The organism is Paenibacillus assamensis DSM 18201, assembly GCF_000422445.1.
Lineage (GTDB): Bacteria > Bacillota > Bacilli > Paenibacillales > Paenibacillaceae > Paenibacillus_B > Paenibacillus_B assamensis.
The window spans coordinates 181,603-199,383 of sequence record NZ_KE383838.1 but is presented as its reverse complement, the minus strand read 5'-3'; the positions used below and the strand labels follow the sequence as shown (position 1 = coordinate 199,383).

23 protein-coding genes are annotated in these 17,781 nt (G+C 38.7%); 21 read left to right on the top strand and 2 right to left on the bottom strand.

Annotation, left to right across the window (positions count from 1 at the left end):
• Positions 1–6 precede the first annotated feature (6 nt).
• From H580_RS25605 to H580_RS0119225, 21 genes are all read left to right on the top strand, one after another.
• Positions 7–1,008: an ABC transporter ATP-binding protein gene (locus tag H580_RS25605; protein ID WP_051217576.1), complete on the top strand. Its 1,002-nt coding sequence runs from the start codon at positions 7–9 to the stop codon at positions 1,006–1,008.
• Positions 993–1,709, top strand: a complete 717-nt coding sequence (locus H580_RS0119330) for a hypothetical protein (protein ID WP_028596251.1) — start codon at positions 993–995, stop codon at positions 1,707–1,709. Before H580_RS25605 ends, H580_RS0119330 begins: the two co-directional genes overlap by 16 nt.
• Positions 1,710–1,913: 204 nt before the next feature.
• Positions 1,914–3,047 (top strand): hypothetical protein, encoded by a 1,134-nt coding sequence (locus tag H580_RS0119325; RefSeq protein ID WP_028596250.1) that lies wholly within the window; start codon positions 1,914–1,916, stop codon positions 3,045–3,047.
• 171 nt (positions 3,048–3,218) lie between these two features.
• Positions 3,219–3,524 carry a hypothetical protein gene (locus H580_RS0119320; RefSeq protein ID WP_157283027.1) on the top strand — a complete coding sequence of 102 codons (306 nt, stop codon included), beginning with the start codon at positions 3,219–3,221 and terminating at the stop codon, positions 3,522–3,524.
• Entirely contained in the window at positions 3,521–3,808 is a 288-nt protein-coding gene (locus H580_RS26535) for a phage integrase N-terminal SAM-like domain-containing protein (protein ID WP_211224424.1), read from the top strand. The genes H580_RS0119320 and H580_RS26535 overlap by 4 nt, the downstream gene beginning before the upstream one ends.
• On the top strand, positions 3,808–4,329 hold the full coding sequence (locus tag H580_RS26530; protein ID WP_211224426.1) for a tyrosine-type recombinase/integrase: 522 nt from the start codon (positions 3,808–3,810) through the stop codon (positions 4,327–4,329). The genes H580_RS26535 and H580_RS26530 overlap by 1 nt, the downstream gene beginning before the upstream one ends.
• Before the next feature lie 839 nt (positions 4,330–5,168).
• Entirely contained in the window at positions 5,169–5,507 is a 339-nt protein-coding gene (locus H580_RS0119305; protein ID WP_245583600.1) for a hypothetical protein, read from the top strand.
• 197 nt (positions 5,508–5,704) lie between these two features.
• Positions 5,705–6,094 (top strand): hypothetical protein, encoded by a 390-nt coding sequence (locus H580_RS25600; protein WP_051217575.1) that lies wholly within the window; start codon positions 5,705–5,707, stop codon positions 6,092–6,094.
• A 215-nt stretch (positions 6,095–6,309) separates the two neighbouring features.
• The gene (locus H580_RS0119295; protein ID WP_028596246.1) at positions 6,310–6,744 is read left to right on the top strand and encodes a hypothetical protein; all 435 of its coding nucleotides are present in this window, start codon (positions 6,310–6,312) and stop codon (positions 6,742–6,744) included.
• Positions 6,745–6,989: 245 nt separating this feature from the next.
• A complete protein-coding gene (locus H580_RS0119290; RefSeq protein ID WP_028596245.1) occupies positions 6,990–7,412 on the top strand; it encodes a hypothetical protein in 423 nt (140 codons plus the stop codon).
• Positions 7,413–7,594: 182 nt separating this feature from the next.
• Positions 7,595–8,101, top strand: coding sequence for a hypothetical protein (locus tag H580_RS0119285; RefSeq protein ID WP_028596244.1), 507 nt, complete (start codon positions 7,595–7,597; stop codon positions 8,099–8,101).
• Between the two features lie 112 nt (positions 8,102–8,213).
• The gene (locus tag H580_RS0119280) at positions 8,214–8,786 is read left to right on the top strand and encodes a hypothetical protein (RefSeq protein WP_157283025.1); all 573 of its coding nucleotides are present in this window, start codon (positions 8,214–8,216) and stop codon (positions 8,784–8,786) included.
• Positions 8,787–9,571: 785 nt separating this feature from the next.
• On the top strand, positions 9,572–10,183 hold the full coding sequence (locus tag H580_RS24815; protein ID WP_051217574.1) for a hypothetical protein: 612 nt from the start codon (positions 9,572–9,574) through the stop codon (positions 10,181–10,183).
• A gap of 176 nt (positions 10,184–10,359) precedes the next feature.
• Complete coding sequence (locus H580_RS0119265) at positions 10,360–10,884, top strand: hypothetical protein (protein ID WP_028596241.1); 525 nt, start codon at positions 10,360–10,362, stop codon at positions 10,882–10,884.
• Between the two features lie 209 nt (positions 10,885–11,093).
• The gene (locus H580_RS0119260) at positions 11,094–11,537 is read left to right on the top strand and encodes a hypothetical protein (protein ID WP_028596240.1); all 444 of its coding nucleotides are present in this window, start codon (positions 11,094–11,096) and stop codon (positions 11,535–11,537) included.
• A gap of 56 nt (positions 11,538–11,593) precedes the next feature.
• Positions 11,594–12,175 (top strand): hypothetical protein, encoded by a 582-nt coding sequence (locus H580_RS0119255; protein ID WP_157283023.1) that lies wholly within the window; start codon positions 11,594–11,596, stop codon positions 12,173–12,175.
• A gap of 222 nt (positions 12,176–12,397) precedes the next feature.
• The gene (locus H580_RS0119250) at positions 12,398–12,895 is read left to right on the top strand and encodes a DUF2716 domain-containing protein (protein ID WP_028596238.1); all 498 of its coding nucleotides are present in this window, start codon (positions 12,398–12,400) and stop codon (positions 12,893–12,895) included.
• 740 nt (positions 12,896–13,635) lie between these two features.
• Positions 13,636–13,971, top strand: a complete 336-nt coding sequence (locus tag H580_RS0119240) for a low molecular weight protein tyrosine phosphatase family protein (protein WP_028596236.1) — start codon at positions 13,636–13,638, stop codon at positions 13,969–13,971.
• 97 nt (positions 13,972–14,068) lie between these two features.
• Complete coding sequence (locus tag H580_RS0119235; protein WP_028596235.1) at positions 14,069–14,770, top strand: lysophospholipid acyltransferase family protein; 702 nt, start codon at positions 14,069–14,071, stop codon at positions 14,768–14,770.
• A gap of 106 nt (positions 14,771–14,876) precedes the next feature.
• Positions 14,877–15,134 carry a hypothetical protein gene (locus H580_RS0119230; RefSeq protein WP_028596234.1) on the top strand — a complete coding sequence of 86 codons (258 nt, stop codon included), beginning with the start codon at positions 14,877–14,879 and terminating at the stop codon, positions 15,132–15,134.
• Positions 15,124–15,495, top strand: a complete 372-nt coding sequence (locus tag H580_RS0119225) for a retropepsin-like aspartic protease (RefSeq protein WP_028596233.1) — start codon at positions 15,124–15,126, stop codon at positions 15,493–15,495. Before H580_RS0119230 ends, H580_RS0119225 begins: the two co-directional genes overlap by 11 nt.
• 124 nt (positions 15,496–15,619) lie before the next feature.
• On the opposite strand, the gene gltS is transcribed toward H580_RS0119225, so the two are convergent.
• Both gltS and hutG read right to left on the bottom strand, forming a co-directional pair.
• Positions 15,620–16,807, bottom strand: a complete 1,188-nt coding sequence (gene gltS / locus H580_RS0119220; protein WP_028596232.1) for a sodium/glutamate symporter — start codon at positions 16,805–16,807, stop codon at positions 15,620–15,622.
• Positions 16,791–17,780 (bottom strand): formimidoylglutamase, encoded by a 990-nt coding sequence (hutG, locus tag H580_RS0119215; RefSeq protein ID WP_036605520.1) that lies wholly within the window; start codon positions 17,778–17,780, stop codon positions 16,791–16,793. The genes gltS and hutG overlap by 17 nt, the downstream gene beginning before the upstream one ends.
• Between the last annotated feature and the right edge of the window lies 1 nt (position 17,781).

Here is a 17,781-nt window from a genome sequence, read left to right as displayed (position 1 = left end):
ACAGCGATGCTAACGATTGAGCAAGTACATAAGCATTATGATGGCTCGCATGTATTGAAAGGGATTTCGATGGAGGTGCCACGGGGGCAGTCGATTTTATTTCGCGGGGAGAACGGTTCTGGTAAAAGCACATTGCTGCGTATGATCTGTGGGCTTTTGAGGCCAACTTCTGGCCATGTACGGTGGATGGATGGTTTCGAAAAGGAAGCCCAGCGTGTGATCGGGTATGTGCCTGAGCGATTCCCTCAGTTGAATATGAGTCCGTATGAATATTTAATGGCTATGGGTCGCATTCAACGGATGTCTGATCACGATATTCAAAGTAGGATGGATGAGCTAATAGGGCTGTTCCGCATGGAATCGTATCGCAATCAACGCATGAATGGCTTTTCGAAAGGAATGCTGCAGAAGGTCAATCTCGTTCAAGCGATGCTGCGTAAGCCTGACCTGCTTGTGTTGGATGAGCCTTTATCCGGCTTGGATATCGATGCACAGAGGAAACTACAGCAACTGCTTATTGAGATGCATAGGGAGGGCACAGCATTGATGATGGTCTGTCATGAATCCGATCTGCTGGATAGTGTGGCTGAGCGTATCATTACGCTGGAACGAGGTTTGGTTGTAGGAGATGATGAGTTAGTAGACGTGAGTGAGAGTGGTGTCGAGCGGGTCGAGTCAGTTGCTCAGAAGATGAAAACAATGCGTGCGGAGTCAGCATCTCGTTCTCGTATTGTCTGTTGTCGGGTGGGCGAGGAACTGCGCCGTTTGCTGAATGCTTATGAAGGTGTTATTATGCTGAAGTCGTATGAGGAAGAGGAAGATTGTGAAACACATTGCAAAACGCATTGTATTTCCATAGAGGTACTTACGCCAGCTAGCGATGATGTACTGCGATTGATCTTAGCAGCAGCTGGTTCAGTCGTGTCTGTGCAGCAGATTAGCGCTGATAGTGCTAAGAGCACTGGAATTAAGGAAAATGAGGAGGAAGAATTATGCGCCTCTCATTAATTCGCTATTTTCTACTATCTTTCAGTCGTACGAATCGTTATGTAGCTCCATTGATCGTGTATTTGCTAACCTTTACGCTGTTCTATTCGCAGAAGCCCAATCCGATTATCGGCAGCTATGCCGCGACAGCGGTCATTTTTTTATTTATAGCAGGATGGTTCAGCTATGCATTTCATGAATCGCAAGATCGTGTACAAGAGCAGTTAGCGTTGTTACATACGAAAAAGATATCTACTTATTTTTTGAGCAAATGGGGAGCATTGGCACTCATGCTGGCTTGTCTCTCTTTGCTTACCGTCGTGTATCCAATTGCGATAGGTGCGTTCGCTGACTCGGTTAGTTTTCAAATGGGAGTTTTAGCATTTTTGATTCATTTAGAAGTTGGGATGATCGCCAGTGGTGTTGCGCAGATGTTTCAATCTCGATTTGTTCCCAGTAAAGGAATGGCGGTAAGTGGGATTATTATCGTTTTCGCGTTATCGTTGTCTCAGAGCAAGTTAGCCGAAATGCTTCCTGATATGCTGCACGTTCTGCTATGGCTGCTTCCGCCGGTGAAGCAAACGATTGAGGTGATAACGCAGAGTGCGGTGCTTTCTGTACATGAAATGTTATGGTCCCATGCGATTACCTTGGGGTACATCGTGGTTCTGCTTGTTATTTATGTGATGCGTGTAAAGCGAACGGATATGCATTGTAAATAGGGTGTAGCAGCTAACTATTATTCTAGTAGTGGCAATATCTATATCGTATCGTTTAGGCAAGCAAGATGTCGTGTAATAATAAAAAAAGTGATAGATATGGTAGCAGATTAAGAAGTGGAATAACAATATTTCGACGATTTTGAAGGGCTGTTGTCAATTGAGTCGTCTTATCGATATATAATGACAAGATGGGGTGTCGAAAAGATGAATGGAATTGTAAAAATATTCGGACGATCGTTATGGAGCATGTGCATAGTGCTTCTCGTTCTGCTCGGAGTGGAAGGTATTCGTCTCGCTGTGAACACGACGTTAGTCGCAAATGGCGCGATGAATCAAATAGAAGTATCGCACGGGAATATCATGATGGCTTTACTCGTGGTGATGCCAATACTCGTTCCGTTGGTTGTGTATCGTAAAGCGAAACGTGAAAATATATCGTCGAGCGCTTATTATGTGGGTGCGATTCTCTCTTATGTCGTGGCGGCAGCTGCCATGTCGGTGCTGAATATCGCATGGTACCAAGTGGAGCAGACGATGTTATCGCAACAGATTCAATACTTGAACTTTATTGATGTGTTTGGCTGGGGCCAATTCGATAACTTCGGTATGTTTATGTATCAGGGAACGGCATTCTTGCTAGTAATGGCTTGCTTGCATTTGCTCTTCTCCGTTCATGGGAAACTGGGCTTTGCGATTTGGTTCGCAGCTATTGCTAGTTTGTCTGTCGGCTTGTCCGTCGATATGCTGCGCGAGAAGATTGCGAACGGTTTGACATACTTACTGTTCAATGATACATGGATGGAAGTTAGCGTCATGATGGCCATTGCCGCGGGTGTGTTGGCAGCTGTAAGTTATCTCTTTATCGTGACGAAGAATAGGAAGAAAACATCGGCAGAAGGAAACCCTGCGGAATCCAATAATGGCCCAGAAGGGGCGCAAACTAATGGTTATGGCACTCCGGCGCAGCGGTTCGGCATTGGAGATATGCAAGCTCGTGATGGTGCGTTCGTACCAAGCGGAGCAGGGACGGGTGCAGGCGCAGGATTTGCGACAGGTGTTGGTGTAGGAGCTGTTGGAGCTTCGACAGCTGCTGGAGCGCACCGAAAAACGGATTATTCTTGGGATGTAGCTGACTATAAAGAAGAGTTGGAATCGATTAAGTCTTTTAAGCCTGCGGGAATGGAATACAGTTCTGAACCGAACAGCTCGTCGAGCGGTTCATCGAATAATTCTTATAGTTCGTCTTACGGATCGTCCAATAGTTCTAGCAGTGTGAAATATCCAGAACCGCCTGTATACCCACCAGAGCCGAGCATTCCAGATGGGCGGGAGTCGTAGATAAATTGTGTATTAGTGAGTGAAGAGCGAAGGTTGTTGCAAAGAACTTGTGTGATAATAAGGAACACATATGAAGTTTCATCTGATAGGATTCCGAAAGAATCGGAGGCAACAGAGTTATACGGTTGTCTCCTTTTTGCGTTCTTATAGCCGAAAAAGAGGGGGAACTTAGTGAGTATGTCGAATATATATGTGAAAGATTACCTAAATATTGTAGGGCATAGGGAAGGATGCCTATGGATTAGGATGCGTCCTTTGGCGCATTGGCTTAGTGGAGTTCGGTCTATTGAAGGGCGAAGATGGTATCCTGATCAGAAAGAATGGAGTATACCCGGTACAGAACCAAGTGTAAGGAGATTCGTCACCCTATTTAAAAATGAGCCTGTTATTGTAGAGGATTATGTACTGGCCATCTTCCCGATGCTCCGTATAGCTCGGAAGGAAGGGCATGGCGTCAAAGACTGCAACAAAAAATGATACTAAAAGGCTTTAGTGCAAAAACTCAAAAAGCATATCTTGGACATATGGACCGCTTCATAGAACACGGTAATTATATGATGGGAAATGTGACTTCAGCGGATGTGCAGAGCTATATGCTGCACCTGCATGAGCAGAAGCGATCACATTCCTATGTGAATCAAGCCATTAGTGCTCTACATTTCTGCCTATGCGATGTAGAAGGGAAAGTAGGATTTCCAAAACGTTGGACAAGACCTAAAACAGAAAAGAAGCTGCCGACTGTGTTGTCTCAAGAGATGTGATGCATATTTTGCAGCACGTAGATAATCGGAAGCATCGCACTATACTTACATTAGCTTACTCTTCTGGATTACGCGTAGGAGAAGTGGTTCGGCTGCGAGTTATGGATATCGATCCTCAACGTGGAGTCGTACATGTACGGCAAGCTAAGGGGAAAAAGGATCGATATACCGTGTTATCTCAAGTGGCCTACGAGCTGTTAGTGCAGTATATGGAGCACTGTATGTCAACGAGAGAACCAAAAGCCAGGCTATTCTCAGGGGGAACAAAAGACGGCAAGCCTTTGACGGAAAGAACGGTTCAATATGTATTTGAAAAAGCAAAGCAGCGAGCTGGTATACAAAAGCCAGCTACTGTGCATACGTTAAGGCATTCATTTGCGACTCATCTGTTGGAAGCGGGTACGGATTTGCGCTATATTCAAGAGCTTCTTGGTCATTCTAGTTCCAAAACGACTGAAATTTATACTCATGTCAGCACACGCGACATTCGGCGTATTCAAAGTCCTTTGGATCGGATGTGAGCAGAGATGGGCTAGGGAGGGTGTATTACGGCTGCGTAATTGATTGTTTAGCATAAGTGAGGCTATTTTAGATTCGCAGATTGTGGCCATATTAAATGATCTGCGAATTTCGTATATTGGGTTGAGATAGATATATTCACGAAATTCGTAGATTAGAAGTTAGCTGAAATTGACTTAAAGGCAGGAGAAAACAAATTAAAAAACCCAAACCAATAATGAGTTTGATAGGAATAGTTCTTTGCATGATAACAGTTTCAGTGCATTTATGTTATAGATTTATAAGAATATCTGATGTAGGAATAGGGATGCTGTTGTCTCTTACTAATGCCTTATTATTAGTGTTTACTTTACTGTGGAGTCTAATGGGGGTACTTGAATTGAGAATACTATTAAAGGCGTACAAGAATACAAAGAATGAGTTATATGACGAAAGATTAAATAAAGATAAAAATATGGCTGAGTTAAGAAGAAATAAATTTTATATGTCAATAAATATCAGTTATTTAATCATCATAATGTGCCAATTCGTTTATGTGATTTTTAATTGGGATGAAGTAAATATATAACAACAAGATCTTGAAAGAAAATTCGAAGAAGTGGTCAACATCAGCTAACACCGTATCTACGCTGCGGGCTACGCCCTTGGTTCGAAAGATGAGTAAAGCAGGGAAGTTGATTCAGCTCACAACCCTGCGAGGCTAAGTCCGTCGGACCCGGCGCGATGCGCCTTAAGCCTCGTAGGGTTCGTAGATACAAGAACGTTATAAGAAATCAGCGCTTAAACTGCAAAACTCAAACATTATTTCATTTAATAAAGTCTCGAATTGAAGGTGATTATTTTGTATGACTATTTAATGATATATTCTGATGAGGGGTATAGGAATTCTATTAAAGCAATTGATTTTGAACAATTTATGATAAGAACTTTGGGATTTGAACAATTAACGAAATTGAAATTGTATAAAGAAATTGGTGGGGAACTGGTTAGATTTACGGGCATTCAGGCGAACTCTGATGGGAGTTATGCTTTTGAGACTCTTGATGGAGTGGAAGAGATTAATTTAATAGAAATTGATTTACCAGAGAGAATTGACGATGAAATTGAAAGTGAAATTTTAAAAATAGCAAATACAATTGCTAATGAATATTCTTGGATTATAGATTTACGAGATGAGTAATATTTTTTGGTTATTTCGAAGAAGGCGCTGACATCCTATAACACCATATTCACGCATCGGGCATCCGCCCGCGGTCCCAGAAGGATATTCGGAGAAGTAATTGCTGTGGACACATCCGACTTTGTCGAATGTCGTGAATATACGAAACGTTATAAGAAATCCCCGCAGATATACTAAAGTTATTAGGAGATACTACAATGATTTATTTAGAAATACATCAAGTTCAAAGATTAATGAAGCTAGGTTTTAAACCGCCATACGATTTAGGAGAAGTATATGCAAGTCGGATCTACTATTACAATGATGATGCGTGGGCAGTAGGAGGAAGAATAACTGGAGAAGATTTAATACTAGCCCCTGAAGAAGTATATAAAGAAGGAATAAGACTGTATTCAATAGATGAAGTCTTGGACTGGGTCCACATGGAAGGACTTGGGCTCAGACTTGATAAAAACATAAACTCGGGTTATAAATTCACAATCATTGATGAGTTTGGAATAGAGCATAAGGGATCTGGCGGAACATTAAATTATGCTGTATTCAATACAGTAGAAAGATATCTTGTAAAAAGAAATAAGAAAGTGTAGTTGAAAAGATTCGAAGAAGGCGGGAACATCTTATAACAACGTATCTACGCTGCGGGCTTTGCCCATGGTTCGCAAGATGAGTAAAGCAGAGAAGTGGAGTCAGCTCACAACCCTGCCAGGCTAAGTCCTGCGGACCCAGTCGCTGGCGCTCCTTTAAGCCTCTCGTGTTCGTAGATACAAGAACGTTATAAGAAATCCCCGCAGACAATAAAACTATGGAGGAACAAATCATTAAAAATATTATTCAAATTGCTGAACGAATTAACCAGGCAGCTATGAAGAACCAAGTAAAAGAAATTGAAACTTTGATTAATGAAATAAACATATCAGAGCAAATGGGAATACATAGTTTTTTAGATATTAGAGGACTGGAAACGATCACAAACAATAAAGACATTCTTAATATACATCCAGGTGTGAAGGAGCACGTGATATGGTTATACTTTTGCAAAGTTGAATGGTCGGATCATAATTTCTCTGAACTCATAAGAATATATAGAGAAGAAAAATATTTAGCTTTGGAAAGTCGAATTGTAAGTGCTTTAAAAGAAGATGAAGTTAATGAAAATCAAATCGGAAAGATCCAAGAGGTTTTTAATTCAAAGGAGATAGAAAAACAATTAAAAAAGTGGAATGAAAGAAGAATGTAGGATGGTATCGCTTCGAAGGCAGTAGCATCTTATAACAATGTATCTACGCTACGGGCTACGTCCTTGGTTCGCAAGAAGAGGTAGGCAGAGGAGGGTATTCAGCTCACAACCCTGCGAGGCTAAGTTCTGCGCACCCAGTCGCTGACGCTCCTTTAAGCCTCTCGGGTTCGTAGATACGGGAACGTTAGACGCAAATATTGCAGTTGTGATAAAAGCTATTATGAAAGTGACCAATGGAGAGTGCAATGAAAATCAATAATCTAAAAACAAGATTAACGAATGAAGTGTGCATTACGAATAAGAATTTGTTTGTTGATTTTATAATTGATGATAGATGGTCGTTATACAAATTAGTTGAGAGACATGGTTTTATTACTAGTATTGGAAGTGGAAAGGAAGAATACCGATTAGAGAAAACAAATGAATTATTATTAAAGAAATTAAGTGAATTAGGAGGGAACAGATATCCAATCTTTATTTGTCCAGACTGTGGTGATCTTGGATGTGGCTATATTTCAGTAATAATCGAAAAGCAAGGAGGAACAATAATTTGGCGCGATTTTATGTTAGGAGAAAGTGTGAAATTAACACATATAGGACCATTTTGTTTTGATGTAGGTAACTATATTAAAGAAATAAAAAAAACAAGTACATATTTTGAAGGCTAATCATATGAAGGTAACAACTACGTCTAACAAAGTATTCACGCATCGGGCATGCGCCCTCGGTCCTAGAAGAAGATTCGGAGAAGTAGTTACTGGGACACATCCGACATTGTCGGACGTCGTGAATCCAAGAACGTTAGCTGAAATCGAACTGAATTCAATAAAAACACTAAAGGAGACAGAGTGTGAAGAATAATGGTTTGTTAGAAATAAAACTAACTAACTTATATAACATGATCAACGAAGAAGGCGACATTATTGATTTTATTTGGTGTTCAGAAGAGCTTTATTATCCATATTACTTACACTTTGGTGATACTAACTCCGAGTTTAGCTCGGGTTCACTTATTGCATTTTTAGGATTGTTATTGGAATGGGATGATGGTAGCGGATTTCCCTTTTGTCAAGAGAAAGAATTTAATACATGTTATGAATTTGATAAATTTATGGAATATTTCATTGTTGATAAAGAAAAGATAAAAGATCGCTTTCCATATATATTCGAATTAATAGTAATAACACTAAATTCAATATTCAATACAGAAGACATTTTAACTATATTTTCAAACATAACAAAAGAAGATTTAAAGAGATATGAAGATTTTGTTAGGTCCAATAAAGTAGAGAATATAGACAGAGAAGTTTATATGAAAGCATTGAATGAAGCGGGGATAGTTTTAGGTAATTCATAGAAGAGTTCGACATCAGCTAACACAGTATTCACGCATCGGGCATACGCCCTCGGTCCCAGAAGAGGAATCGGAGAAGTAGTTGCTGGGACACATCCGACATGTGTCGGACGTCGTGAATCCAAGAACATTATGTGAAAGGACTGAAAAATCTATATTGAAAGGAATTAGAAAGATGGGTTTGGGAACTTCTCAAGTAGATAAATACCTTGAATTACTGAATTATTCCAAATTGAAGAGGAAAAACCTTAAGGAATCTAATGAGTATTTACAGGTAGTTGAGAGAAACATTAATAAATTTAGTACTAAAGAATTGACGGTAATGAGAACAGAACTTACAGCTTTAGTAGAAACTTATAAACTAAGTTCAATAGTAACTTCAATGATTTCGACATTAGTTGCAATAGTAGTTGTAATAATAACTGCAATGAAAGAACTAGTACTTATTGATAAATCTGATTTCATTGAAAAGAATGTAATGTATGTTGTAATTGTTAGTGCTTGTTCGATAGTTTTCTTTCCTACAATACTTTTCTTAGGGAGATACATAAAAAAATATAGTATGTTGACTCAAGTATTAGGTTTAGTTGATAACCTAATAGATGAGAGAAAGAAGATTGATGAGCTGATAGGTGAAGCTTACAAAGAAAATTTGAAGTATCTCAAAGAAGACAGTCCCATCACATAACACAGCATTCACGCATCGGGCATATGCTCACGGTCCCAGAAGAGGATTCGGAGAAGTAGTTGCTGTGGACACATCCGACGGGACGTCGTGAACACAAGAACGTTATATGAAAGACATGTTACTAAATATTTGAGGAGTTTTCTTAAAGATGATAAAAAATATAGAAAACATAGAACCGTTTATTGGTAACTTTACAATCCGTCAAATAGAATGGCTTTCGAATTTTCACTTATATATTACTCAAGACAAGTTTTTTGAGAACATATCAATACTAGATATAACTTTTTTAATTAAGAAGGTTTCAAAAACATATGAAATAATTATAAGATTTTCGAATATATAAAGTCTTAAGCTTGAATCTGGAGGAGCACTAACACAAATAAGTGGATTTAATATTAGAGATTTAAAGGATCATGGATATCACCCAATGAAATATTTAGTTGAGGATTACGAGAACGGAATTATTAACTTTTATTGTAATGATATTGAATTTTTAAGTCTTAAAGAAAGTGAGAACATAACAATTTAGATTACATATAGAAATATTGAATGTTGTTCGAAGTGGACATGTCCATCATATAACAAAGTATCTATGCTGCGGGCTCCGCCCTTGGTTCGCGAGATGTGGTAAGCAGAGAAGTGGATTCTGCTCACAATCCTGTGAGGCTAAGTCCATCGTACCCGGTCGCTTTACGCTCCTTTAAGCCTCTCGGGTTCGTAGATACAAGAACGTTATAGGAAATTGCTGAAATGAACAAAACATATGATTCTTTGGGGGAACGAAGATGTCGACATACTACTATTTTAAGTGTAATAAATGCAATAGAAAAGGAGGATTTTATTCGAGACAGGCTTGGGGATGGGGAAATTTTGATATCATTGAAAGTTTTAAATTTCTAGCATTTCATACAGATCAGTGTGGGGAAGAATACATAAGAGTCATATCAGAACATAATGATGATTACGAAGAGGATTTAAATACAGAAACATTAGAGTTTTATAAGAGAGACAGTTACGAAAATTTCCCTCTATCTAATGATTGGGGATTTATGATGGATGTTAAAGAGAAGGGTATTGATGAATTAAATGAAGCCTGGGTAACTGAGAGGATAAAAGGAATAAAGCCTGATAATGGAATAAAAATCAGAGGAACAATAACTGCTATAGAATATGAAGAGAAAAAGCGTGGTTATGCCTATAAAGCTTATTTTTTGTCAGAAGATGAAAAGGAATATACTTTTATAGACTTCGATAAAGTACTGCCGCAGATAGGGACAAAGTATTTTATACTTGGTGAGATTGTGAATAGTGAAATAATAGAAAAGGTAAACGTAGGAGAAATAAAAGGGACATTGATAACAACAAGAGACATGAAGCTGCTTGTAGATTCAAAGTAGTCATCAACTTTCTATAACACAGTATTCACGCATCGGGCATTCGCCCTCGCTCTCAGAAGATGATTCGAAGAAGTAGTTGCTGTGGACACATGCGTGTGGACACATCCGGCTATGTCGGGCGCCGCAAATAGAAGAATGTTATCGGAAAATCATGCAATCTACCAAAAGGAGATAATATGGGGACAACAATGCTATGCTATGTCGAGAAGAAGATTTTTCGAAATGACGATATGTTAAAACAAAATGGAGTCTGGACCTCAATAGATAATTGGAAGAAGAACGAATATGCAGTGTTGTATCCTGAAAGAAAAGAGTCGTTATGGTATATAGATTGGAATGATTTGGTGTATAAGGGTGGAGGGTATGATCTCCATGCAATACTGGCTAATCAAAGAAACACTTACATTAAAATTCCATATATTAGTGATCCCAAAGGGTTGCCAAATGATGTTTCCGAACAGATAAGACAAGAGTTTGAAGGTGGAGAATCTCATGTATGTACTTGGTTTACGTTTGATGAACTATTCAAGTTTAATTGGGATCAAAAGATAGAATATGAGGATTATACTATGGATAACGAATTAGTCATTGATGTTGTTGATTATCGTGCAAGTGGAGAAGAATTTTTGAAGGCGCTGGAGAGACTAGTACATAGAGAAGACCCGTCAAATTTTAGAGTTGTAATTATGTTTCATAATTAATGATTACATATAAAAATTTCAAGGATGGCATGAACGTCCTATAACATAGCATTCACGTTTCAGGGCTATCACCCTCGGTTGTCCAGATGTATAGTCATGGAAGGGAGCCTGACAACAAACGCTCCAACCTAAGATAAGAGCTATCTAAGGCTGTGGCGTTTGTTGAATACAAGAACGTTATAGGAAATGCGCTGAAAGTGAGATAAACAATGATTATACAAAAGATGATTAAAGAATATTTTGATGAAGATGGAAGTCTTCGAGATATTTACATTACGCATGGATGCAAACTAGATTGGGAATCAATATTCGAATATTTTGATAAAAATAAAATCCAGTACAAAATCACCAAAGACGGAGAACTAGTTTATGAAAGGGCAATTAATCAATTAATGAAACTTAGACAAGACTATTCTCTTAACATATCGATAGATTACAAAGGCATTTCGATATCTGGGTATTTTTACGAAGCGGATCAAATTGAATTTGATACTTTGCCAGAGCAGATTCAAACTGAAGATGCAGTGAATTCACTGATAGAGTTCATGAAGGACATATCACAACAAACGAATAAAGAAGTGATATTAACTGAAGAAATGGACATAGAAAACGAAGTTTTTAGAGTAACTCCTAGTGGAACAATAAACTTTTAGTAAGTATTTCATTCGCAAATGACCTAACACAGCATTCCCGCTTCGGGCATTCGCTCTTGGTCCCAGGAGCAGCTTCGTGTGAGCTATGGACACATCCGATTCAGTTGGATGTTGTGAAAAAGCGAAGTACCTGGATTTTAAAATTTGAGCAGTCAGAGGAGAAAAATAAAATTATAAATAAGATTTCGGTTGAAGAGATGGCCAGTAAATTTATAGAAGAGGATCATCCAACCATATTAATTGATGGAAGACCATTAGATCTTATATTAAATGATTTATTTCCAAATGAATTGTTACTGGGGTTAATTCCAATGATTACAGATTGGATCAGCTTAGAAGAGGAAACGAAATTGGTAGAAGATGTATATGAAGCGAATCAGGAATTGAAGATATTACCGATTTTGATGTGCCCCGATGATTGCGACTTATCATGTACATTAGTTGTAGCTGAAGTTGAAACTATACATGACCAAATTAAGTGGCTGCGAATCGGAATTGATATGAATAATCCTAAGGAATTGATTGAACAGAATAGATTTTTTGAAACGAATGTCAAATGGCTAAATAATATGTCAGCGATGACCTTTAGTAAAGACGATTATAAATCATTGGATAAGATATATAGAAAAAATAATTGAGTGAAAGTAAACTTAGAGATGTCAGGTGCTTCGTATAACACCGTATCTAGGTTGCAGGCTGCGCCTTGATTCGTAAGCAGAGAAGTTGATGCAGCTCACAACCCTGTGAGGCTAAGTCCTATCGACTCAGTTGCTAGTGCTTCTTTAAGCCTAATAGCGTTCGTAGATTTGAGAAAGTTAGCCGAAATCAACTGAATAGAGAATATTTTTATAGGTGATTCAATGAAGAACTGGATAGAGATAAATTCAACACTAAATAATCAGATTTGGCAAAGTATATATAACAATTTTAATTTTAAACCTAGTATACATAAAGAAGATTGGCCAAGTTTCACGCTGCCAGGGCCCTTCATTGTTTATGATATTGCACATTTATTTGGAGAGGATTTTGAGTATCTCTACTTAGATCTAGAGAATTGTATATTAAATGCCATGATTGCTTGCTCTGAAGAAAATGAATATTTATATGCGCTTGACTGGCAGCATGAATCATATTTGTTTAACCCGCGTTTTGAAAGTCCTATAAATGAATTTAATGAGTGGCCGATTCCATTATACCCAAACGGAGACTATTACTTTTTTATAAAGAAGGATTTTTCATGGGGGTATCTAGGGCATCCATGGGAGAAATCGATAAGTGTATTTGGAGAAGAGCTAATAAGAGCAATTGAAACAAATAAACCTAAACTATTTACTAAAGCAATAAGAAAGAACATCTAAGAAATATTAAAGAGCTACATGGGGGATTCGCAGAAGTCACCTGCCGTATATAAATCCGTGTTCAAACCTCAGTCTCTGCTCTTGGTCTAAAACGAAGTAAAGAAGCGGTTCGAGTGGAATGATTTAGTGGAGTAGCGTACTCAAGCGGACAACATCCACATCTTTAAGATAAGAGCTATCAAAGGGATATGGACGACGTGAATACAAGCACGTTATTTGAAATTACCGAAATACTATCAAAAGAACAGGAGAAATAACATAATGGTACCTTTTCCTCAAGAATATGAATTCATTGAACTCTTTGAAACAGAACCAACAAAACTTGATGAAGTAGTTCCATTCTTTTATAACAACAAAACATACAAATTATGTAGACCGAATGGAAATTTGTTCTTTGAGATTGATCTGGTAGTCACTGGACTAGAATCGCGTGGAAAAAAGACGGAATTTTAGTAATCGATCTTACTTTGGAGAAGGTTAAGGGAATAGAGATTGAAAAAAGGTCTGGAATGGAATTTTTAAATCTCTATTTTGATGAAGAACAAGGGTTAAGAACGCTGGTAATAAAGACGAAGCCTGAAATATCAATCATATGGGGAACAGTTAGAGATTAAAGAAAATGTGAATGTTGTAATTCGAAGATATTGGTGAAATTTGACCATACTTTAGGGTCCGATGATATGGATGACATTACGGGAACAAGCCCCCTATTAAAATCATACGACAGAAGGTGCAAGATCATAAAATTATTATTCGTATGTAGTAAAAACAAATGGCGAAGTCTAACCGCGGAAACAGTCTTTAGTGACTTAACTGAGTATAATGTTAGATCTGCAGGTACCGAAGACAGTGCTAGAATTAAAGTTACAGGTGGTCATATTGGTTGGGCAGATATTATTTTTGTAATGGAGAAGAAGCATATAAGAAGAATCAGGGATAAGTATAATCAAGAGCTTATCAATAAAAAAATGATTTGTCTTGATATACCTGATGATTTTACATACATGGATGAAGAATTAATAGAGACATTGAAATCAAGAGTGTCAGAACATATAGAAATACCGGAGAATTTTTGAAAAGGGCTCGTAGAAGACGACAACTTCATATAATATAACTAGGAATAGGTTTGGCGGAGGGATATGACTACTTGAAACATTCGGGAGGAGTGAGCAAATGATATCCACTACAACGGCAAAAATGATAAATCGTTTACCGGATAAATTAGTCACATACATATCTAAAAAAATTGTAGCTAGATACCTAAAGAAATATGCAAACATAAACATAGTTGGTAGTGAAAACTTAAAAGGAATACAAACGCCAACGATTTTTATTTGCAATCATTTAAGCAATTCAGATGGATTAGTTTTAGGCAAGGTGCTAAAAGAGATTGATCCGACTTTTGTAGCAGGTGCTAAACTGTCCCATGATGCTGTTACAAGTATAGGGGTTAATGTAGTTAAGACTACAAATATTAAACCAAATACAGCTGATAAAGAGGGCCTTGAGAAAATTATTAAGCTTGTAAAACAAGGGGAAAGTTTATTGATTTTCCCTGAAGGAACAAGAAGTAGAGCTGGTAGTATGATTGAAGCAAAGAAAGGAATCCTTCTTATCGCAAGAATGACAGGAGCACCTATCGTGCCTATTGGGATATATGGGACAGAGAAACTGCTGCCTATCAATACAGACGGAGATATGAGAGCGGAAAGCTTTAATTATGCAGATGTCCATATCAATATTGGAAAACAATTTAAATTTCAAAAGAGAACAAAAGAACAAGACAAAAGTGAATATGAAGACTTCACTCTAAAATATATGATGTATAAAATAGCAGAATTATTGCCTGAGCATTATAGAGGCGTATATAAATAAGCAAGCTATAATTCTAGAACATAAAATACTGTGAGAATGCTCAACTATATATGCTAGAATCAAGATAGAAAGAAGAGGTAGGACGAAATTGTAGGAGGTGGAACGAATGAAATGGCAAGAAGTTAGAGAACTGTTTCCTGATCAATTTGTTCTAGTTTCCATTCTTAATTATCATGAGGAAGGCAACAAAAAAATTGTAGATGAAGTTGCGCCGATTCGCACGATATCAGAAAAAGAGGCTAATAAAGAGTTTTTTCAAGCAAAACCAGGCAACTTAGTTTACCATACTTCAAATCCAGATTTTGTAATTCATCTTCGTCGTGATCCTTTGATGAGAGTGAGACGTAACAGTAATGACAATTAACTATGATGGACAGTTAATAACAACGTCAATTACCGTTACATTTAGAGGACGAGTATTGAAAATAGACGATGTCATTATAGATACAGGGTCTTCACATACTATAATTAGTCCTGATATTTTAGAGGGAATTGGAGTGACTTACGAAACAGGAGATTCTATTTATGAAGCTTATGGGATTGGCGGAAGCATTCCTTTTTACACAAAAATTATGGACAGGATTGAAATAGGTACAAATAGTATTGAAAATATAGAAGTAGATATTGGTATACTGCCAAAAGATCATAAAGGGCTACTGGGTTTGGATATACTGAAACAACAAAATTGTATTATTGATTTAAAAACATTAGAACTACGTATTTGAACTGTGGAATGCGGAAATATTAAGGTGAGTTCTAATATTTGCAGAATGACCATAGCAAAAAACCTCCAAATCCACATCGTGGCTGGAGGTTTTTTACGTTGTTTAATAAACGCTAGTAAACATACTATTTAAATAAATTCAATGTCGTAATAATGATCGGCATGGCAAACACGTCGATAAGAAACGCACCTACGATAGGGACGATCAGGTAGGCTTTGCGGGAAGGCCCGAAGCGTTCCGTTACCGCAGCCATATTTGCCATGGCATTTGGTGTAGCGCCAAGCCCATGTCCTGTAAATCCGGCAACCATTACGGCTGCGTCATAGTCTTTGCCCAACATTCTGAACAAGATGAAAATGCCAAACAGCACGATAAAGATAACTTGTACCAACACGATGAGAAGAAGTGGAAGAGCAAGATCAGCTACTTCCCATAGCTTGATGCTCATGAGCGCCATGGATAGGAAGAGACCGAGTGTAACGTCACTTATTAGGCCAATGCTCTTCATGTCGATGGTACCTGGTTTGAATGCATCTATAATGTTGCGGACGATAACGGCTACAAACATAGCTCCGACATATCCGGGAAGGACAAAGTCTGTTGCTGTTGAGAACAGTCCTCCTAAATATGTCCCTAACGCCATACAAAATGTAATGATCAGCACTTGGATGAAAAATGTATTCGTTGTTATCGGTAGCACTTTTTCTTCTACGTTTGCTGTTTCTTCCGTTGTTTCCGTCGGCTTCAAATTATATTTGGATATCAAATATTTTACGGTCGGACCGCCAACTAGACCGCCGGCGATAAGTCCGAAGGTAGCTGCTGCAACCCCGATGGACAACGCAGAGGGAATTCCCATTGCTTCAATCGTTTGTCCAAATGCGCTTGCCGCGCCATGTCCGCCTTCCATGGAAACTGCCCCAGCCATCATCCCGATTAGTGGATGGAGGCCAAATAACGAGGCAAGGGAAACGCCAATCGCGTTTTGTGCCAAAGCTAGAAATCCGCAAGCAAGCCAGTAAATGACGAGCAGTTTGCCGCCTAGTTTAATCAGTTGAAAGCTTGCTCCCAATCCTACCGTGGTGAAGAAGGTGAGCATGAATAGACTTTGCAGCGATGTATCCAATGTAATTTCCATTACACCTGTCGCTTTCAGGATCGTAGCTAGGGCAGCAAACAGCAGTCCACCGACAACTGGTGCCGGAATGCAAAACTTTTGCAGTACGCCTAATTTCCTGACCAAGAAGGTCCCGAGTACGAGCAGGGCTACGGCCAAAAATATCGTATTCACTTGATTAAGTGCCAGCGTCATCCATATTCCTCCTCATAAATGCCATAATGGCTTCATTTGTTAAATAAGCGCCTAGCTTTACCGTTCTTCCGTTCTCGTCGAGAGTAGGATTCACCTCACAAATATCAAAAGAAAGCGTTTTCTTATGAGCGGCAACCGTGCGGATAAGGTCTCGAACAACCATCGGTGTTAATCCAAATGGAGACGAAGCACTGACTCCTGGTGCAAATGCCGCATTGATAACATCGGTACAAAGGGTGAGCATGACATAGTCCTGTTCTGCTATGAATGCGTGCAAGGACGAAACAATGTCATCCATTTGCTCTGCATGCATCTCTTCTTCTAATATATAGCGGGTACCTAGCTCGTCCGCTATATCGAACAGTTCCTGTGTATTTCCAAAACGCTGAATGCCCAGTACAAAATAAGAACTGTTGCTATCTTGCTCTAATATTTGTCGGAACATGGTCCCTGAGGACGGTTGTGTGTCATAGGGACGCATGTCGAAATGGGCGTCAATGTTAATAATTCCGAGTGAAGCATCTGGTCCAATATGTTTGCGAACACCTAAATAATGCCCATACAGCGTCTCATGTCCTCCGCCTAAAATAATAGGAGTAGTAGAGTTGGACAAGAGGTCAGAGACAGCATTACCCAATGCTTCTTGGGCTTCTTCAAGCTTATCATTGGAACAACTCACATTACCCGCATCTATTAGGCGGTGACCCTCTGCTTCTCTCCAAGGTATACTTGCGAGCGCTTGTCTAATTGCATTCGGAGCATTCGCCGCGCCTAATCTTCCTTGATTACGTCGAACGCCTTCCTCGCATTCAAAGCCGATAATGGCGCAAGTATTGGTAGAGAAAGTTTCCCGTGGTGCATGTAACTCCATTGGTTCCACGATTTGATGATAACGGAAGCTGCTTCTTCTTTCCGTATGATCCGTTCGGCCAATCCATACATCGGCTCCAACATGGTTTCGCAATGTCCCCACC